The organism is Agrobacterium sp. fls2-241-TYG-188a (genome assembly GCF_030209845.1).
On the sequence record NZ_JARVRD010000002.1, the window covers coordinates 174,833 to 192,097 of the forward strand.

Annotated in this window: 21 protein-coding genes; 14 read left to right on the plus strand and 7 right to left on the minus strand. The window is 57.2% G+C overall.

The window, feature by feature from the left end; translation table 11 throughout:
• The first annotated feature begins 22 nt into the window (after positions 1–22).
• The 8 genes from murA (at position 23) to yacG (ending at position 5,550) form a co-directional block, all read left to right on the plus strand.
• The gene (murA, locus tag QRN85_RS07620) at positions 23–1,315 is read left to right on the plus strand and encodes a UDP-N-acetylglucosamine 1-carboxyvinyltransferase (protein ID WP_062586503.1); all 1,293 of its coding nucleotides are present in this window, start codon (positions 23–25) and stop codon (positions 1,313–1,315) included.
• A gap of 189 nt (positions 1,316–1,504) precedes the next feature.
• Positions 1,505–1,942, plus strand: a complete 438-nt coding sequence (locus tag QRN85_RS07625) for a DUF2948 family protein (RefSeq protein ID WP_113100001.1) — start codon at positions 1,505–1,507, stop codon at positions 1,940–1,942.
• A 136-nt stretch (positions 1,943–2,078) separates the two neighbouring features.
• Complete coding sequence (hisD, locus tag QRN85_RS07630) at positions 2,079–3,377, plus strand: histidinol dehydrogenase (protein ID WP_284757323.1); 1,299 nt, start codon at positions 2,079–2,081, stop codon at positions 3,375–3,377.
• 3 nt (positions 3,378–3,380) lie between these two features.
• The gene (locus QRN85_RS07635; RefSeq protein WP_062586509.1) at positions 3,381–3,854 is read left to right on the plus strand and encodes a UPF0262 family protein; all 474 of its coding nucleotides are present in this window, start codon (positions 3,381–3,383) and stop codon (positions 3,852–3,854) included.
• Positions 3,855–3,856: 2 nt separating this feature from the next.
• On the plus strand, positions 3,857–4,336 hold the full coding sequence (locus QRN85_RS07640; RefSeq protein WP_502870758.1) for an arsenate-mycothiol transferase ArsC: 480 nt from the start codon (positions 3,857–3,859) through the stop codon (positions 4,334–4,336).
• 105 nt (positions 4,337–4,441) lie between these two features.
• Positions 4,442–4,660: a translation initiation factor IF-1 gene (gene infA, locus QRN85_RS07645; protein WP_027673809.1), complete on the plus strand. Its 219-nt coding sequence runs from the start codon at positions 4,442–4,444 to the stop codon at positions 4,658–4,660.
• A gap of 30 nt (positions 4,661–4,690) precedes the next feature.
• Positions 4,691–5,314 (plus strand): Maf-like protein, encoded by a 624-nt coding sequence (locus tag QRN85_RS07650; RefSeq protein ID WP_062586513.1) that lies wholly within the window; start codon positions 4,691–4,693, stop codon positions 5,312–5,314.
• A 5-nt stretch (positions 5,315–5,319) separates the two neighbouring features.
• On the plus strand, positions 5,320–5,550 hold the full coding sequence (gene yacG / locus QRN85_RS07655; RefSeq protein WP_122069765.1) for a DNA gyrase inhibitor YacG: 231 nt from the start codon (positions 5,320–5,322) through the stop codon (positions 5,548–5,550).
• A 90-nt stretch (positions 5,551–5,640) separates the two neighbouring features.
• Here the strand turns inward: yacG and QRN85_RS07660 are convergent, their stop codons facing one another.
• Complete coding sequence (locus QRN85_RS07660; RefSeq protein WP_284757324.1) at positions 5,641–7,821, minus strand: DUF1217 domain-containing protein; 2,181 nt, start codon at positions 7,819–7,821, stop codon at positions 5,641–5,643.
• 283 nt (positions 7,822–8,104) lie between these two features.
• On the opposite strand from QRN85_RS07660, the gene flhA reads away from it, so the two are divergent.
• The 6 genes from flhA to QRN85_RS07690 are packed head-to-tail and all read left to right on the plus strand — an operon-like array spanning position 8,105 to position 12,872.
• Positions 8,105–10,195: a flagellar biosynthesis protein FlhA gene (flhA, locus tag QRN85_RS07665; RefSeq protein ID WP_062586519.1), complete on the plus strand. Its 2,091-nt coding sequence runs from the start codon at positions 8,105–8,107 to the stop codon at positions 10,193–10,195.
• Positions 10,192–10,944 carry a flagellar biosynthetic protein FliR gene (fliR, locus tag QRN85_RS07670; protein ID WP_284757325.1) on the plus strand — a complete coding sequence of 251 codons (753 nt, stop codon included), beginning with the start codon at positions 10,192–10,194 and terminating at the stop codon, positions 10,942–10,944. The genes flhA and fliR overlap by 4 nt, the downstream gene beginning before the upstream one ends.
• A gap of 8 nt (positions 10,945–10,952) precedes the next feature.
• Positions 10,953–11,360, plus strand: coding sequence for a hypothetical protein (locus QRN85_RS07675; protein ID WP_082469650.1), 408 nt, complete (start codon positions 10,953–10,955; stop codon positions 11,358–11,360).
• Between the two features lie 40 nt (positions 11,361–11,400).
• The gene (locus QRN85_RS07680; RefSeq protein WP_062586521.1) at positions 11,401–11,955 is read left to right on the plus strand and encodes a rod-binding protein; all 555 of its coding nucleotides are present in this window, start codon (positions 11,401–11,403) and stop codon (positions 11,953–11,955) included.
• A 21-nt stretch (positions 11,956–11,976) separates the two neighbouring features.
• Entirely contained in the window at positions 11,977–12,342 is a 366-nt protein-coding gene (locus tag QRN85_RS07685; RefSeq protein ID WP_062586522.1) for a hypothetical protein, read from the plus strand.
• Positions 12,339–12,872 (plus strand): flagellar basal body-associated FliL family protein, encoded by a 534-nt coding sequence (locus tag QRN85_RS07690; protein WP_062586525.1) that lies wholly within the window; start codon positions 12,339–12,341, stop codon positions 12,870–12,872. Before QRN85_RS07685 ends, QRN85_RS07690 begins: the two co-directional genes overlap by 4 nt.
• A 202-nt stretch (positions 12,873–13,074) precedes the next feature.
• Here QRN85_RS07690 and fliP read toward each other — a convergent pair whose 3' ends face one another.
• From fliP to flgA, 6 genes are all read right to left on the minus strand, one after another.
• On the minus strand, positions 13,075–13,812 hold the full coding sequence (fliP, locus tag QRN85_RS07695; protein ID WP_062586527.1) for a flagellar type III secretion system pore protein FliP: 738 nt from the start codon (positions 13,810–13,812) through the stop codon (positions 13,075–13,077).
• A complete protein-coding gene (locus QRN85_RS07700) occupies positions 13,809–14,336 on the minus strand; it encodes a flagellar basal body-associated FliL family protein (RefSeq protein WP_502870773.1) in 528 nt (175 codons plus the stop codon). Before QRN85_RS07700 ends, fliP begins: the two co-directional genes overlap by 4 nt.
• Before the next feature lie 93 nt (positions 14,337–14,429).
• The gene (flgH, locus tag QRN85_RS07705) at positions 14,430–15,155 is read right to left on the minus strand and encodes a flagellar basal body L-ring protein FlgH (RefSeq protein WP_062586531.1); all 726 of its coding nucleotides are present in this window, start codon (positions 15,153–15,155) and stop codon (positions 14,430–14,432) included.
• Positions 15,152–15,682: a MotE family protein gene (locus QRN85_RS07710; RefSeq protein ID WP_112964074.1), complete on the minus strand. Its 531-nt coding sequence runs from the start codon at positions 15,680–15,682 to the stop codon at positions 15,152–15,154. Before QRN85_RS07710 ends, flgH begins: the two co-directional genes overlap by 4 nt.
• The gene (locus QRN85_RS07715; protein ID WP_113099996.1) at positions 15,679–16,806 is read right to left on the minus strand and encodes a flagellar basal body P-ring protein FlgI; all 1,128 of its coding nucleotides are present in this window, start codon (positions 16,804–16,806) and stop codon (positions 15,679–15,681) included. Before QRN85_RS07715 ends, QRN85_RS07710 begins: the two co-directional genes overlap by 4 nt.
• The gene (flgA, locus tag QRN85_RS07720; RefSeq protein WP_062587190.1) at positions 16,803–17,249 is read right to left on the minus strand and encodes a flagellar basal body P-ring formation chaperone FlgA; all 447 of its coding nucleotides are present in this window, start codon (positions 17,247–17,249) and stop codon (positions 16,803–16,805) included. The genes QRN85_RS07715 and flgA overlap by 4 nt, the downstream gene beginning before the upstream one ends.
• Positions 17,250–17,265 lie beyond the last annotated feature (16 nt).

Sequence of the window (17,265 nt, forward strand, 5' to 3'; positions counted from 1 at the left end):
GGCACAAAGCCCGTAGGGACGTATGGATCGCATCAGAATAACAGGCGGCAATGAACTCAACGGCATCATCCCCATTTCGGGTGCAAAGAATGCGGCCCTGCCGTTGATGATCGCCTCGCTTCTGACGAGCGACACATTGACCCTCGAAAACGTCCCGCATCTGGCAGACGTTGAACAGCTCATTCGCATTCTGGGCAATCATGGCGTCGACATTTCCGTCAATGGTCGTCGCGAGAGCCAGGCCGAAAGCTATTCCCGTACGGTCCATTTCACCTGCCGCACCATTGTCGATACTACGGCTCCCTATGAGCTGGTTTCCAAGATGCGGGCGAGCTTCTGGGTCATAGGCCCGCTTCTGGCGCGCGAGGGCAGGGCACGCGTTTCCCTGCCAGGCGGCTGCGCCATCGGCACACGCCCGGTCGACCTTTTTATCGAGGGTCTTGAGGCGCTCGGTGCGAAAATGGAGATCGATAGCGGCTACATCAATGCGACGGCACCTGCGGGCGGCCTGGTCGGCGCAACCTATACTTTCCCGAAAGTGTCCGTGGGCGCGACCCACGTCATGCTGATGGCGGCATCGCTGGCGCGTGGCACAACTGTCATTCACAATGCAGCGCGTGAGCCTGAAGTCGTTGATCTCGCCGATTGTCTCAAGGCCATGGGTGCGAAAATCGAAGGTGCGGGCACGTCCACCATCACCATCGAAGGTGTGACATCGCTTTCCGGCGCACGCCACCGCGTCCTGCCGGATCGTATCGAAACCGGCACCTACGCCATGGCGGTCGCCATGACCGGCGGCGATGTCGTGCTGGAAGGAACCCGTGCCTCGCTGCTCGACAACGCGCTCGAAACGCTGAAGCTTGCCGGTGCGACCATTACGGAAACCGAGAGCGGCCTGCGCGTTGTTCGTAACGGCAATGGCATCCATCCTGTTGATATCGTGACCGAGCCTTTCCCGGGCTTCCCGACGGACCTTCAGGCGCAGTTCATGGCGCTGATGACGCGGGCCCAGGGCGTTTCACACATCACGGAAACAATCTTTGAAAATCGCTTCATGCATGTGCAGGAATTGGCGCGTCTTGGCGCGAAGATTTCGCTCTCCGGCCAGATGGCGCGCATCGAAGGCGTTTCGCGGCTGAAGGGCGCACCCGTGATGGCCACAGACCTTCGCGCCTCCGTCTCTTTGGTCATTGCCGGTCTCGTTGCGGAAGGCGAGACGATGGTCTCGCGCGTCTACCACCTTGACCGCGGCTTTGAGCGTCTGGAAGAAAAACTCAACCGTTGCGGTGCACAGGTCGAGCGCGTCAGCGATTGATTGCCAACACCGGGAACCCCGCCCCAACTCTCTGTGGCGGAGGTTCTGGTCGTCCGCTTTTGACGTCTGGCGGCCAATACGTGTCGCTCACTGAAGCTCGCAGGTTGTAGAGCGGGCTTCAACTGCCTATCTCCAAGTCATCGATTGGAAATACGCGGCATTGTCCGCACGAAGAGGACACAGGAAACGATGAGCGGCCTTAAATTGATGGCGCTTGACGGAGAAGATCTCTCTGTCATCTCAACCCATATGCAGGATAGCGTCTTCAAGCTGAAAGACGTGTCCCTCGATCTCCGTAGCGGGCAGTTTTTGCTGTCTGCGAACCGGTTCGTTTGGGAAAACGCAACCAGGAAAGGCCAGTCGCCTGAGCGTTGCCGCAGTGTGCTGGCCCTGAAACGGGTCGGCCACGCACGTTCGCACGGTTTCGACCGAAACGACAAGGAGCAGGTGCTGTCTCTGCTGGCTGTGCGCTTTACCCAGAACGGCGAGGGCCCCGACGGGACGATAGAACTGGTTCTGTCCGGCGGAGGCGCAATTGCGCTTGATGTGGAATGCATCGAAGCGCAAATGGCCGATGTCAGCGGCGGTTGGGAGGCGGCGTCGAAGCCGCATCATCCGGAAGACTAATTCTTCAACGAAAGGCGGACAGGGAATTGCCTTGCCCGCCTGTTTCGATTTATGCCACATACCCTAGTGCGTACGTAGATATACGCAGGCAAGGCATTGCTCCGTTCGATGACGGGGCCTTAAGAGGGTAAGTGACGTGGCAATCTGGCTGGAGCAGGCGTCTGCTGATTTCGAACGGGCATTCGCGGCATTCCTGACGACAAAGAGAGAAGTTTCAGAAGACGTCAACGCCGTGGTGCGCGACATCATCGATGACGTACGGGCACGGGGCGATGAGGCGCTTGCCCATTACTCACTCAAGTTCGACAAGCTCGATTTCGCCACGCAGGCCATGCGCGTGACCGCGCAGGAAATCGATGCGGCGATTGCGTTGGTGGACAAGGCCGTGCTCGACGCGCTGGAACTGGCAGCCAGACGCATCGAGAAGCACCATGCCAGGCAGATGCCGAAAGACGATATATACGAGGACGATATCGGCGTTGGCCTTGGCTCTCGCTGGACGGCCATCGAGGCTGTTGGGCTTTATGTGCCTGGTGGTACGGCAAGCTACCCAAGTTCGGTGCTGATGAATGCCGTTCCGGCAAAAGTCGCGGGCGTAGAGCGTATCGTCATGGTCGTTCCTGCCAATAATGGCGCTATCAATCCGGCCGTGCTGGCAGCGGCCCGCATTGCGGGTGTCGAGGAAATCTACCGCATTGGCGGCGCCCAGGCCGTGGCCGCGCTGGCCTATGGCACAGAGACGATTGCGCCCGTCGCCAAGATCGTCGGGCCCGGCAATGCCTATGTGGCAGCAGCCAAGCGCCACGTCTTCGGCACTGTTGGTATCGACATGATCGCAGGTCCGTCGGAGGTCCTCGTCATCGCCGACCGGAACAACAATCCGGAATGGCTGGCCGCCGATCTTCTGGCCCAGGCGGAACATGATGAGGGTGCCCAGTCCATCCTGATCACCAATGATGCCGAATTGGGCAAAGCGGTGCAACAGGCGGTCGAGCGGCAGCTGAAACTGCTGTCACGTACACAGACGGCAACGGCCAGCTGGCGGGATTTCGGCGCAATCATCATTGTCGAGGACCTCTCTGCTTCCATTCCGCTCGCCAACCGCATCGCCGCCGAACATCTTGAGCTTGCGGTGGACGATCCCGATGCCTTGATGGCCGGAATACGCAACGCCGGGGCAATTTTTGTGGGTCGCCATACACCGGAAGTCATCGGCGATTATGTTGGCGGGTCCAATCACGTCTTGCCGACGGCGCGCTCCGCCCGGTTCTCCTCCGGCCTGTCGGTGCTGGATTTCGTCAAGCGAACCTCCATTCTCAGGCTTGGTGCAGAGCAATTGCGCCAGTTGGCACCATCAGCGATAACGCTTGCTCACTCGGAAGGGCTGGATGCGCACGCGCGTTCGGTCGCCATTCGTCTCAATCTGGAAGGCTAAGGAATGGGGGCAGACGTGTTCAGGCTCTGCGACGTGGTTCTGGACGAGAGCATCGGCCGGTCCACGCCCGACGTTGAGCATGAGCGCGCCGTCGCCATTTTTGACCTCATCGAGGAAAACAGTTTCGAACCGGTCGGTCATGCCGGCGGGCCGTACAAGCTCAGTATCTCGCTGGTCGACTCCAAGCTGGTCTTTACGATCAAGACCGAGAGCGATGACGCGGTCGCCACGCATATTCTTTCGCTGACGCCTTTCCGGCGGATCATCAAGGACTACTTCATGATCTGCGAAAGCTATTATGAGGCGATCCGCTCCTCCACCCCCAGTCAGATCGAAGCGATAGACATGGGCAGGCGGGGCATCCATAATGATGGCTCGCAAACATTGATGGACCGCCTGTCGGGCAAGATAAAGGTGGATTTTGACACGGCACGGCGCCTCTTCACCCTGGTCTGTGTGCTCTATTGGCGGGGCTAGTCATGCAGGATCAGCCGGCTGCAGACTTGAAAGAGAAGTCGCCGCGCGCCATATTGTTCATGTGCGGCATGAACTCAATCCGCTCCCCCATGGCAGAGGTTATCGCCAAGCAACTGGTTGCCCCCGGCATCTATATCCAATCGGCAGGCGTGCGCGCAGGTGAGCGCGACCCTTTTGTGGATGTCGTGCTGGACGAGGCGGGTCTGACGCTCGGCAAGCACAAGCCGCGAAGGCTTGAGGAGATCGAGGACGATTTCTTTGATCTCATCATCACGCTGACGCCAGAAGCCCACCACACGGCTCTCGAACTGACACGGTCAAACGCCCTTGATGTTGTCTACTGGCCAACGATGGACCCGACCGTTGCGACGGGCACGAGAGACAATATTCTCGAAGCCTATCGCGAGGTTCGGGAACACCTTAAAAAGCTGATTTCGGAGCGCCTGCCGCAACGCGCAAGGCCATTTTCCGAGACACTTTAAAACGGTTGACAATTTAGGTTCACAAATGTGCGGCGATTGTGTAGTTTCCGCGCAATTTTCCCGGACTGTTCAGTCCGGTAATATCAACAGGAAGAAAAACCCTATATGACAAAAGAAGAAGTCCTCGAGTTTCCGGGCGTCGTTACCGAACTTTTGCCGAACGCAACCTTTCGCGTAAAGCTGGAAAACGAACACGAAATCATCGCACACACTGCCGGCCGTATGCGCAAGAACCGTATTCGCGTTCTGGCGGGTGACAAGGTGCTTGTCGAAATGACGCCCTACGACCTGACCAAGGGTCGCATCACCTATCGTTTCAAGTAATCGCCCGCACACCGGGACGACTGGCAGAGCATGACAGACGCAAAACAAAAGCTGATTCTGGCTTCCGGGTCGCCCCGCCGTCTTGAGCTGTTGAATCAGGTGGGCATCGAGCCCGCACGGCTCATGCCCATGGACATCGATGAAACACCGGCACGGCTGGAGCACCCGCGCACATTGTGCCGACGGCTATCCCTCCAGAAGGCCGAAGCCGCATACAAGGCGGTCAAGGGTGAGCTTGCGTGGAAGGGCGCTTACGTCCTGGGCTCTGATACGGTCGTGGCTGTCGGCCGCCGCATCGTCGGCAAGGCGGAATATATCGAGGAGGCATCTGCTGCTCTCCACCTTCTGTCCGGCCGCAGCCATTGGGTCTATACCGGCATCTGTCTGGTCACGCCCAGCGGCAAGGTTCGCCAGAAGGTCGTGGAGACGAAGGTGCGCTTCAAGCGTCTCTCGCAACACGAAATCCAAAGCTATATCGCGTCGGGCCAATGGCGCGGCAAGGCAGGGGCCTATGGCATTCAGGGCATCGCCGGCTGTTTCGTTCAGAAACTGACCGGGTCCTATACGAATGTGGTCGGTCTGCCGCTTTATGAAACCGTGTCACTTCTTGCCGGCGAAGGGTTTGAGGTGGCACCCGCCTGGCAGGAAGGTTGATCCCAATGACAGATGCATCTCACGAATCCAACGTCACGCCTTTGCGCAAGACGCAGCCCTGTCCCGAATGCAAAAGACCGTCGACGCGTGAAGACTATCCTTTTTGCTCGGACCGCTGCCGCTCGCTGGACCTCTCGCGTTGGCTCAAAGGCTCCTACGCCATTCCGGTTGCTGATGATGAGAGCAATCCTGACGAGGAAGGCGTTGTGAGGCGTCCTGCCGACGACGCCTACTGACGGAACAAGCACCGTATTGATCTAAAAACAAAGGCCCGAAATCATTGAGATTTCGAGCCTTTTTTCGTTATCCTGAACAGAGATGCGTTTTTACTGCGACCGCAGCTGCGAGACCGCCAAAAGCGTATCTGCGCTGATAGACGTGCTGCCACTCAAGATTGACAGAACGGGTGATTGGGATCCCGACTGCACATCGTAAAGCGCCGTATAGCGTTTGACGATCTTCTCGACATAATCCGGATCCTGAAGCTGGGTAATGTCGATATATTTCGTAACCAGTTCCGCCTGCTTTGTCACATCCATATTGGCGATGGAGCTCGGCACGCTAAAGGCAGTCTTGAAAAACTCGAAGAGGGCGTCGTCGCTGAGGAATCCATAGGCGCTGGAAATTGTGGGAGCCATCCGCTCGAAATACATGGCAAGGCGGACGCCTTGATTGGATTCGCCCTGCTGCTCTTCCAAGGTCTGCCGGACATACTGATTGACCGTTCCCAGCACTGCACCGCGCTGCTGTCCACCCTGGATGGCGTCTTTCGTGATATTGCCCTCTGCATCGAAATTGAATGAGGCGACAATCTCCGCAAATTTCTTGTTTTCATGTGTGTTTACGAAGCTGTTCGGGTCGTCCAGGTCGGAAGAGAACATCTTCTTGAGATCGTCCGACGTGACGCTCTCCGGGTCGATCCCGTTGGCTTCAAGGATGAAATTCGTCAGCCTCTTATCGGCCAGGAATTCCTTTACGGTCTCGACCGATTGCATTTTCGACTTGAAGTACTCGATCTCGGTGTCGGCCTTCTTGCCCGCCGCTTCTTTTTCGGCGCCGGTCAATGTTCTGAGTTTTATGCTTTCATAGTCCGAGGCATAGCGGTCGGTAACGCTTTCAGACTGGGCCAGCACCGGTGCTCGCAGTTCGCCATCCGCGCTGAAATTGAAGGCCTTGTTCAATTCAACGAAACGCTCGTCTTTCAGCGAATTGACATAGCTCTTCTTGTCCGTGACGTCGCTCGTCAGGACTCGTTTCAGCTCCGACTGGCTGATCTCATCGGGATCGATTCCGTATGCTCGCAACGCCACATCCCAGACTTCGGTCACAGCGTCATTTTTCTTGTCTTTGTCCTTCTTGTTGGAAACAAAGAAGTCCTCAAGATTGGTAAACGTGTCGATCCTGGTGTCGTAATTCTTGACCGCGTCGTCGATTGTCGCCGTTTTGTCCTTGTTAAAAGCCGTCTTGTAGTCTTTCACCATGACTGTCGTCTGGGCAGAGGTCTGGGCCGTGTTGCCACTCGCCAGTGTCCCGTCAGTCTCGAAGTTGAATGCGTCCAGAAGCTTCGTGTTGCCATATGCGGTCGCCGCATTTTCGCTCGACATGAGGCTTGCGACGGTGGACGGCATGATTGTGCTGCTGAGGCTGAACGTCTTCTTGACGTATTCCAGCATTCGGCTGTCGGCGACAAGATCCTTGGCGGTGGTCACGGTCGCTATGTTCTTTTCCCAATACCGCGTGTTTGCATCGTGAAGCAGGGTCGAGGGAAATGTCGACTGGTTGTAGATATAGTCCAGCTTCAGGTCTTCGGTCTGGTCCGTTGTCTGGATAGAGCCGTCGATCGTTCCATCGGCCTTGAAGTTGAAAGCTTCCGCCAGTTTCTTCCAGGCCGGGTTCTTGGCTTTATTGGCCACACTTTCGGGATCGTCGAGATCGCTCGTCAGAACCTGCTTGAGATAGGTCTTGGATACGTTGTCCGATTCGAGCCCTACTGCTTCGAGAACGTAGGTGCGTAGCCTGGTGTTGTTGATGAGCCCATCGGCACTGGTGACCTTGCCGATCTGAGCTGCAAAATAGGTATTCTCTGCCTTGAGTGCGGTCTCTTCTTCGGTAAAGGACGCCCGGTAAGCATCCGTCAGGCTCGTGGACTGCGAGTCATTCTGGACTGTCTTCTTGTCGCCCTGGAAATTAAAGGCCTCAGCGAACTGGAGATATCGCTTGTCGGTCAGCGAATTTGCAAAGCTTGACGAGTCGGTCAGGTCGCTTTCCAGAACCTTTCTCATAAAGGCCTTGCCGTAGGTCATGTCCCCAAGGCCATAGGCCTTCATGGCATAGGAATAGAGACGGTAGTCGCCAAGGAACTCGTCGACGGTCGTTATCTCGCCGATTTTTTCCTTATAGTAAGCTGTCTCGCGCTCGACCGACGACTGACTGGCAACCTTGGACAAGGTTGAGTTGATGTCGCGGTTCACACTGAGATAGCTTGTATAGGTAGAAATCGACGCCATAGGGTAGCCTTGCAGGGTTTGGCCCTATCATGGCCAGCGTGCACGCTCTCATCGCGCGAATAACTTGCGCACTATATAACGAAAAACAACTGAACCAAAGCCAAAATCTCGCTGGCAAAAAGATCACCGCCGTGGGGGTCTACTTGCGACATTCTTCCACTCTCGCGCAAGCTTGGAGCAATAAAGCTCGTGTGTCGATCTCCGTCCGGAGGGTCGGCACGGTCGTCTCATGATGGGAAGGCCGGGACGTTTCTACAGTTTCTCATGAAGAGATGGAGTTAGAATGGCTACGCCTCCGAGCATATTGCCGCTTCCGAAAGTCGCTGCCCGTGGCCGCGATGTCGGGTTTGCGGTGGGCATCGTGTGCATTCTTTGCATCCTCTTCCTGCCGATCCCTGTCTTCCTCATCGACATGGGTCTGGCGTTTTCCATTGCATTTTCCGTTCTTATCCTGATGGTATCGCTGTGGATCCAGCGCCCGCTGGATTTCTCGTCCTTTCCGACCATCCTTCTGATCTCGACGATGATCCGCCTCGCGTTGAACATTGCCACGACGCGTGTCATCCTGTCCCACGGCAACCAGGGCCATGAAGCCGCTGGCGGCGTGATCGCGGGCTTCTCAAGCCTCGTCATGTCCGGCGATTTCGTGATCGGTCTGATCGTCTTCCTCATCCTGATCGTGGTCAACTTCATCGTCATCACCAAGGGTGCAACGCGTATCGCGGAAGTTGGCGCGCGCTTCACCCTCGATGCCATTCCCGGCAAGCAGATGTCGATCGATGCCGACCTCTCCGCCGGTATCATCAATGAAAAGGAAGCCCAGCTGCGCCGTCGCGAGCTGGAAGAGGAAAGCGCCTTCTACGGTGCCATGGACGGTGCGTCCAAGTTCGTGCGCGGTGATGCGGTCGCTGGCCTCATGATCACCGGCATCAATATCTGCGGCGGCATCATCATCGGCGTGTTCCGCCATGGCATGGCCATCGGTGAGGCCGCTGACGTTTTCGTCAAGCTTTCCGTCGGTGACGGTATCGTCTCGCAGGTGCCAGCGCTTATCGTTTCGCTGGCCGCCGGCCTTATCATTACCCGCGGCGGTACGCAGGGCTCCACCGATACGGCTGTTCTCAATCAGCTCAGCGGCTATCCGAAGGCGCTTGCTGTGGCATCTGGCCTGATGGGCGTTCTCTCGCTGGTCCCGGGCCTGCCTTTCCTTCCGTTTGTCATCCTCAGCATGTTGCTTGCCTTTGGCGCCTGGATCATTCCCCGCCAGTTGGCGCAGGTCCGTGATGCCGAAAGGGTGGCCGAGCAGGAGCAGACCACGAAGGCCCAGGATGCCGAAAAGGACACGGTCAAGAATTCGCTTCGTACCACCGAAATCGAGCTGGCCCTTGGCAAGCAGGTTTCACCGAGATTGCTCGGCGCGCACCAGGAACTGGGCTTCCGCGTGGGCAAGATGCGCAAGAAATTCGCGACGCAATATGGTTTCGTCGTTCCCGAGATCAAGGTCACCGACGACATCGCTATTCCCGACAAGTCCTATCAGATCAGGATTCATGGAACCACGGTTGCAGCCAGCACGCTGCGCGTCGGCGAAGTTCTGGTCATCACCGGCAAGGGCCGTCGCCCTTCCGTGCCGGGGGACGACGTTCGCGAACCCGCTTTCGGTATGCCCGCCATGTCGGTGCTGGAAAACTTTGCCGATGACCTGCGGCGCGAGGGCTTCCACCCCATCGACAATATTTCGGCCCTTCTGACCCACGTCAGCGAAGTCATCCGCAACAATCTGCCGATGCTCCTGTCCTACAAGGACGTGAAGGTTCTGATCGATCGTCTTGATCCGGAATACAAGAAGCTCGCGGACGAAATCTGCTCCTCGCATATGTCCTATTCCGGCCTGCAGGCTATCTTGAAGTTGCTGCTGGCAGAGCGTGTGTCCATTCGCAACCTGCATCTTATTCTGGAAGCAGTTGCAGAACTCGCTCCGCATCTTCGCAGAACCGAACAGATTGTCGAACACGTCCGTATCCGCATGGCGCAACAGATTTGCGGCGACCTGTCCGACAACGGCGTCCTGCGTGTCCTGCGACTGGGCACGAAGTGGGACGTCGTGTTCCAGCAGGCCATCAAGCGCGATACGAAGGGTGAAGTCATCGAATTCGATATCGATCCGCGCCAGGTCGAGGAGTTCAGCAACGAGGCGAGCAAAGTAATCCGTGAATACATGGACGTCGGGCTGCCATTCGTGCTTGTTACTTTGCCGGAAACCCGGTCTTATGTGCGCATGATAACGGAACGTCTCTTCAGCACATTGCCTGTCCTGTCACATGTCGAACTGGCCAAGGGCACGGAGATAAAGATACTCGGCTCGATCTCATGATCCCAGACCCGCAGGGAACGATAATGGCACTGTTTCTGGCATTTTGCCGGATCGGTGCCTGCGTCATGGTGATGCCGGGTTTCTCTTCCGCTCGCCTGCCCATGCAAATCCGTTTGCTGCTCGCTCTGGCGCTTGCCATGGCGATTTTGCCGCTTCTATGGGATGGCATTTACCCCCTCGTAAGAACCGATACGATTTCCTTTCTCAAGATCATGTTCTTCGAATCGTTGATCGGCGCCACCTTCGGCATGATTGCCCATCTCTACGTGCTGGGAATGCAGTTTGCCGCAACGGCAATCGGCACGGCTATCGCCTTTACCGGACCGCCGGCGCAGGACGTGCTGGAAGACACGTCGGAAAACCAGCTGGCGAGCATGTTGGCATATGGCGTCCTGCTGCTGCTGTTCATTCTCGATTTTCACCATGTCATCTTCCGCGCCATCGTCGAATCCTACTCGTCGATACCGCTCGGCGGCGCCATGACCGCGCAGCGAATGCTGATTTCGCTGACAGATACGATCGTTGCCTCGTTCAATATTGCGCTTCGTGTGGCAAGCCCCTTCATTCTCTACGGGTTCCTGTTCAACACGGCGGTCGGTCTGGTCAACAAGCTTGCGCCCCAGATCCCGGTCTACTTCATCTCCACCCCCTATGCTCTGGCCGGTGGTCTGCTTCTGCTCTATTTTGGCATAGCAGCCCTGGTGAACCAGTACGTGACCGGATTTTTCCGGGTTTTTGCAAATATGTGAGGCGTCCGATGGACCCGTTGAAATCCAAGAAGCTCAACAGACTGGCGAAGGTTCAGGGTCACATCAAGAAGATGGCCGAGAACGAACTTGCCATCACGACGCGCGAGCGCAACGAGGTCTCCGAGAAGATCGAGGCACTCAGCGGCTATCTGAATTCGCTCGACCCGTTGCATCAACAGATGCTCAAGCATTATGCCGTTCGCCATGAACGCCTGCTGGTGCGTGACGTTCGCCTTGAGAACATCGAGAAGGCGCAGGAGCAGCAGGTTCTGAAAGAAACGAAAAAGGGTGAGCGTCTGGAAGAAAAACGCGATGCTGCCCGCGAGGACGAGCAAAGGGTGCGGGAAGACAACAGCATCTATGAGATGATTGATCTGCAGCTCGCGCTGAAAGACACCAGCCTCCAGCAAGGTTAGGCCTGTATCGTCATCCGATAAAAACGGAAAGGATGACGACGTGGCCATTTCTCCTCCAAGCGATCTTGTGCTTGATGTCGTGAATGCGGCTGACCCCACCCAGGTCATGGCGGCGCGCGAAAAGCTTCGCTCGGTAAGCGCAGCCAACCAGGCATCGGTGCTGACAGCCAGCAATGCCGGTTTCGAATCCGCAATCAACAGCATCGACACGACCGCCAGCAAAGCAGGCGTCCGCCGCATCGAGCCGCCCAAGAGCGACGAGAAGGTGCCCGAGACCTATCGCAAGTTCGAGGCCAGCGTCCTTTCGACAATGCTTCAGAACATGATGCCAAAGGACAGCGAAGAGGTCTATGGCAAGGGATCTGCCGGCGATTTCTGGAAAAGCATGATGGCCGAACAGATGGCCGACGCCGTTTCCAAGCGTGGCGGTATCGGAATTGCGGAGCAGGTCTATTCGCAGGCATTGCAGAAGGCACGCAATGCCGAGGCTCCCACCACACCGAATGAAGATGACAAGAGCCTGGCCCTGAGCATGGTCACGGACTTCCAGCGGCGTACTTTTTCTGTAGCCGACACAAACAAGACTGAAAGCTAAGCGGCGGAGCGCTGAGACATTATGGAAATTGTAAATAACGACTACAGAACACAGGCCATTCTGGGCCGTCTGGAAACGGTGATCGACAACGAAAACCAGCGCATCGGCAAAGATCCGGACTTTGATTTCAAGCTTTCGAATGCCCACAAGAGCCGTTGCCTTTACGAACTCAGCATGCTGCTCCGTGATGTCGACGGCGCGCAGATTGCAGCAACGCACAAGCGCCAGATCCTCGACATCAAGGCAAAGCTCGCCATCAATACGCGTCGTGTGGAAGCCAACCTCCATGCGGTCAAGGCGGTCGTTGAGCTGCTTAAGAACGCTGCCAAGCGCGCCGAGGACGATGGTACCTATTCGCTGCAGCAGTTTGCTGGCGGGGCGCAATGATCAAGCTGATCGCGACAGGCGTCTGGATCCTTGTCGTCACGCTCGGTGGCGTCTACGCAGCCGTGACCTTTGGCAATCACGGTGCGGACGACAAGGCGGCTGAGGTGGTGCGTCCACCGCACTTCGTCCAGAGCGAAACCGTGACCCTGCCGGTCGTGGCGGATGGCAAGGTTTCCGGCTACTTCCTCGTTCGTGCGAGTCTTGAAGTGGACGAAGACGCCCTCAAGGACGTCAAGGTTCCCGTTCCAACCTTCCTCACGGATGAGCTATACAGCCTGCTGGTGGGCGACAAACTGGTCAATGTGAAAGATGCGGACAAGTTCGATGTCGCCGGTTTCAAGACCAGGATCAAGGACGGTCTCAATACGCGTCTCGACAAGCCGCTGGTAAAGCAGGTTCTCATCGAGCAGATGGATTTCATCTCGAAGGAAGAGATCGAAGCCCGGGACCCGAGCCGAAAGCCAAAGCAGATCGTCGTCGATACCGATCCGCCGCCGCCAAAACCGGCACCTGCAGCCGCCGCGCACTGAAAGGCAGGCCTCGCAGATCAAGGAAAATGAACCGCCCGGACCGCAACGGTCACCTCGGGCGGTTTTTCTTTATAGAGATGCGACGTCCTTCCCCCTCATGGGGAGACCTTTACGCAAAGCCAAGGCGCAAGCAATCTCACCTCGTCTGTCCAGGGTTGAGCCTGGGAAGAGCAGGGGAGCCGAAGAGTGATGGATGATGGGGTCAGTAGAACGATCGGACCAGCGATCCGACAAGCAGGTTCCAGCCATCGATAAGCACGAAGAACAGGATCTTGAATGGCAGCGAGATCGATGTCGGCGGCAGCATCATCATGCCCATTGCCATCGTGATGGTGGCCACCACCATGTCGATGACAAGGAATGGCAGGATAATCAGGAAGCCGATTTCGAAGCCGCGCCGAATTTCGGAAAGCATGAAGGCCGGGATAAGCACACGATATTGTGGCACCGTACCGTTCATCGTTTCCTGACCGCGCTCATTTGCGAGATCAACGAAAAGAGCCAGATCTTTGGGTCTTGTATTGGCCACCATGAAGCCTCGGAACGGCTCAGCGGCCCGCTCCACGGCTTGGGCTTCGGTGATCTGGTTTTGCAAGAGAGGCTGCAGACCGTCCTGCCAGGAGCGCTCGAAGGTTGGCGCCATGACGTAAAACGTCATGAACATCGCCATACTAGTCAGGATCATGGTCGAAGGCGTGGTGCCGAGCCCCATGCCGGAACGCAATATCGAAAATGCGATGATGAAACGAGGAAAACTCGTCACCATGATCAGAATGCCGGGGGCGATGGAAAGAACCGTCAGCAGCCCGAAGGTGCGAATGATCCACGACGCGGCGGAGCCATCGAGCGGCAGATTAAGCAAATCCGCCGGCGATTGCTGAGCATATGCAAGCCCTGGAGTGAGGGCTAAAATAAGCAGAAGGCCAAGTTTTCGAATCATTCTATCACAAAGGTTCTGAAGAGAACCTTGGATACGCGTCCTTTTGATCTGAGGTCAACGATTTCCCTCAAGTCATCCCTAAGATATTGAAAGCCACGCGGGCCCTGAAGCTGTTGCAGCGAAACCGTTCTGAGATAGGCCATCAATTCCTGATGGATATCCTGCGCCAGTGCGGTGTCTCCGGGGCCGGTGAACTGGAGCGCGATTTCCAGACGGACCCAGCTATCTGCCGGGTAGCCCAGATTTGTGACGATAGGGTCAAGCGGCAAAAGGCTGGGTGCCGCGCCCGCAGCGCCATGTTCTCCACCCGCTGCTGGTGCAGCACCGTGCTCGTCCTTGGCAGCGGCAGGCTCTGCGGCATGTTCGGGTTCTGCACCCGGTGTCGCTGCCGCAGGCGGTGACGGCACGAGCAATGTCTTTCCAACAAAGAACCCGCCTCCGATGCCTAGAAGCGACAGCACGGCAATCACGCCCGCTGTCACAATGATCGACGGCTTCTTCGGTGCTGCGGGTTCGGTGGTGATAAGGCTCATTTTCGTATCTAACGTCTGTTCCCGAGAGCAGCTCCTGCAGAATGCGAGGGGCCGTATGTCTGCTTATGCTTGCGCGGTAGCGCGTCAGATCGGCGAGAAGAGATCGACGACCTGCTGGCCGACCGGCGGCTGCTGGATTTCGGTAATGCGCCCGCGTCCGCCGTAGGAAATCCGCGCTTCGGCAATCTTCTCATATGAGATCGTGTTTTCGGAATTGACGTCCTGCGGCCGCACAATACCGGCGACGTTGAGGATACGAACTTCATGGTTGACGCGCACTTCCTGGGAGCCGCTGATCAACAGATTGCCGTTTTCCAGAATGCCGGTCACGACTGCGGCGACGAGAAGCGTCAGCTTTTCAGCGCGGCTGATGGAGCCCTTCCCGTTCGACTCACTGGTGTTGTCGAAGCTGAGCGAGGAGTCGGCCTGTGGTTTCCAGCCAAGAATTTCGGCGTCGGCTTTCCAGCCGGTTTCGCGGTTGTTCTTCTTGGTGCGATCGGTTTCGTTGTCGAAGCTCGCCTTGTCGTTGATCTGGATGTTGACGGTCAGGATATCGCCAATGTTCAACGCGCGTGCGTCCTTGAACAGCGCGGCCTTGCTATCGCTCCACAGCGAATAGCCGCTTGCCGAGCGTGCCGGCTGCTTGGGATAGGAGGCCAGCTGTGGCGTCTGGCTGAACTGCAGGCCGCTGCCGATCGGGCTCATCGAAGGTGCATTGCCGATTTCTCTCAGCGTCTGGTTCTGCGTAATGCTGGAGCATCCGGTCAGAACACTTGCGGCGGAAAGGACAAGAATAAGCGCTTTGTTCATGACGGATCTCTTGATGTGGTTTTATCGGCAGCACTGGACATGATCGACGCCACCATGGCTGCCTTTTTGGCATCCATTTCGGCAAGGATCAGCCCGGACTGGCGTGGGGGCAGCTTCATGATGATGGCGGCGGCAAGACCCGGATTGACCTCTTCGAGCTGCGGAGCCGCAGCATCGGCCTTCATCGTCTTGTAAACGTTGACCAGATTGGCCTCAGCCTGCTGCATGAAGTCGTTTCGACGTTTCAGCCAGTCTTCGTATTCGGCTTTGCGTGCTTCCATGACGGCGATACGGTTGTCGACATCCTGTTGCAGCTGCTCGAGATCCTGTTTTTGCAGGAGATAACGCTGGTCACGCGCCTGGTCGATGATGTTGGTGCAATATTGCTGGATTTCCTGGCCGCTCGTCTCGCCCGTCGTTACCCGCACCTGCTCCTGCGCCTTGGCGGAGGGAAGGGCGGCGACCATGACGAAGACGGCAATCAATGCGCGGCGCGGCGTGACGATCTCAGAAACTCTTGTCATCATTGTAGCACCAGTTCTGCTTGCAGCGCGCCGGCTGATTTAATGCCCTGAAGAATGGCGATGATGCCGTCCGGCTTGACGCCGATATTGTTCAGCCCAGCGACGAGAGATCGCAGGTTGGGGCCGTTGAGGATGGCGACCGGTCCGCCTGTTGCCTCTGCCGCGATGTCGGTCTGCGGCTGAACGGCGGTTTGACCACCACGCGAGAACGGCGCCGGCTGAATGACCTGCGGTGTTTCGGTAACCTGTACCGTCAATGTGCCATAGCTGACGGCGACCTGGGAAATGCGAACGTCCGCGCCGATGACGATGGTGCCGGTGCGTTCGTTGATGACGACCTTGGCCGGTGTGTCGGTCTCCACCTGGAGGCTTTCGATGTTCGCCATCAGACGCGTGAGGTCTGCGGTGCGTGGCTTCTGGATGAAGACCACCTGGCTGTCGCGCGCCTCGGCAATCGGCTCGCCAAAGGAGGTGCGCGCGTAATTGTTGATGGCATCTGCAATGCGGGTGGATGTGGAGAAGTCGGGATTGCGCAGTTGCAGGACCAGATTGACAGAATCCTTGAACTGCGAAGGCAATTCACGCTCGATGATCGCACCGCTTGGGACGCGGCCGGAGGTCGTTACACCCTGCGTCAGCTGAGCGGCCTGGCCTTCTGCGCTGAAACCGGAGACGATGACGGAGCCTTGCGCCACTGCGTAAATCTGCCCGTCGGCGCCGGACATGGATGTCATGATAAGTGTGCCGCCGCGCAATGACGAAGCGTCGCCGAGCGAGCTGACATTGACGTCCAGCCTGCTTCCGGGGCTTGCGAAAGGCGGAAGATTGGCGGTTACCATGACGGCAGCCACGTTCTTTGAACCGGTCTGGTTGCCTTGCATGGAAATGCCAAGGTTCTGCAGCATCGCCTTCATGGACTGTTCGGTAAACGGTGACGACCGCATACTGTCACCGGAACCCTGAAGGCCGACGACCAGACCGTAACCGATCAACTGGTTCTCGCGCCCGGCTTGAAGCGAGGCAATATCTTTGACCCGGGCATTAGCCTGCGCATAGGCAACGGGTGCCGCGACGAAAAGTGCAGCAATGGCTAGGCTGGCAGCGATCAGGCCCTGACGAAAGTTCATTTCTCGAAAACCTCCACGGTCCCGTCCTGCATGGCGGTACCACTCACCGTCACACCGGTGTCTCTGTTGCGAACCCGCACGATATCGCCCGCCATGCCATCTTCAATGGCTGTGCCGGACGCGGACAGATTCATGCCACCCTTGCTGTAGGTGATCCGGATCGTAGCGCCGCGCTGAACCGCAAACGGCTCTCGCAGGTCGCCAAGCGGAATAGTTCGACCGGCTACAAGCGTTCGCTTGGAAACCTTGCCGACAACAAGTTGTACATTGTCGACATAGCCCGGCGCCAGGTTCGGATTTGTAACAGGAACTTCCGTCACCTGTTCGCGGGTAATGGTTTCACCGGGAAAAATCGTACCTGTGGGTATAACGGCGTATTTATCTTGCGAAAAAGCAGCCTGTGCGTTGAACACACACAGGCTCAGCATTGTCGCAAGCGCCATTTTGCAGAGACTGCCA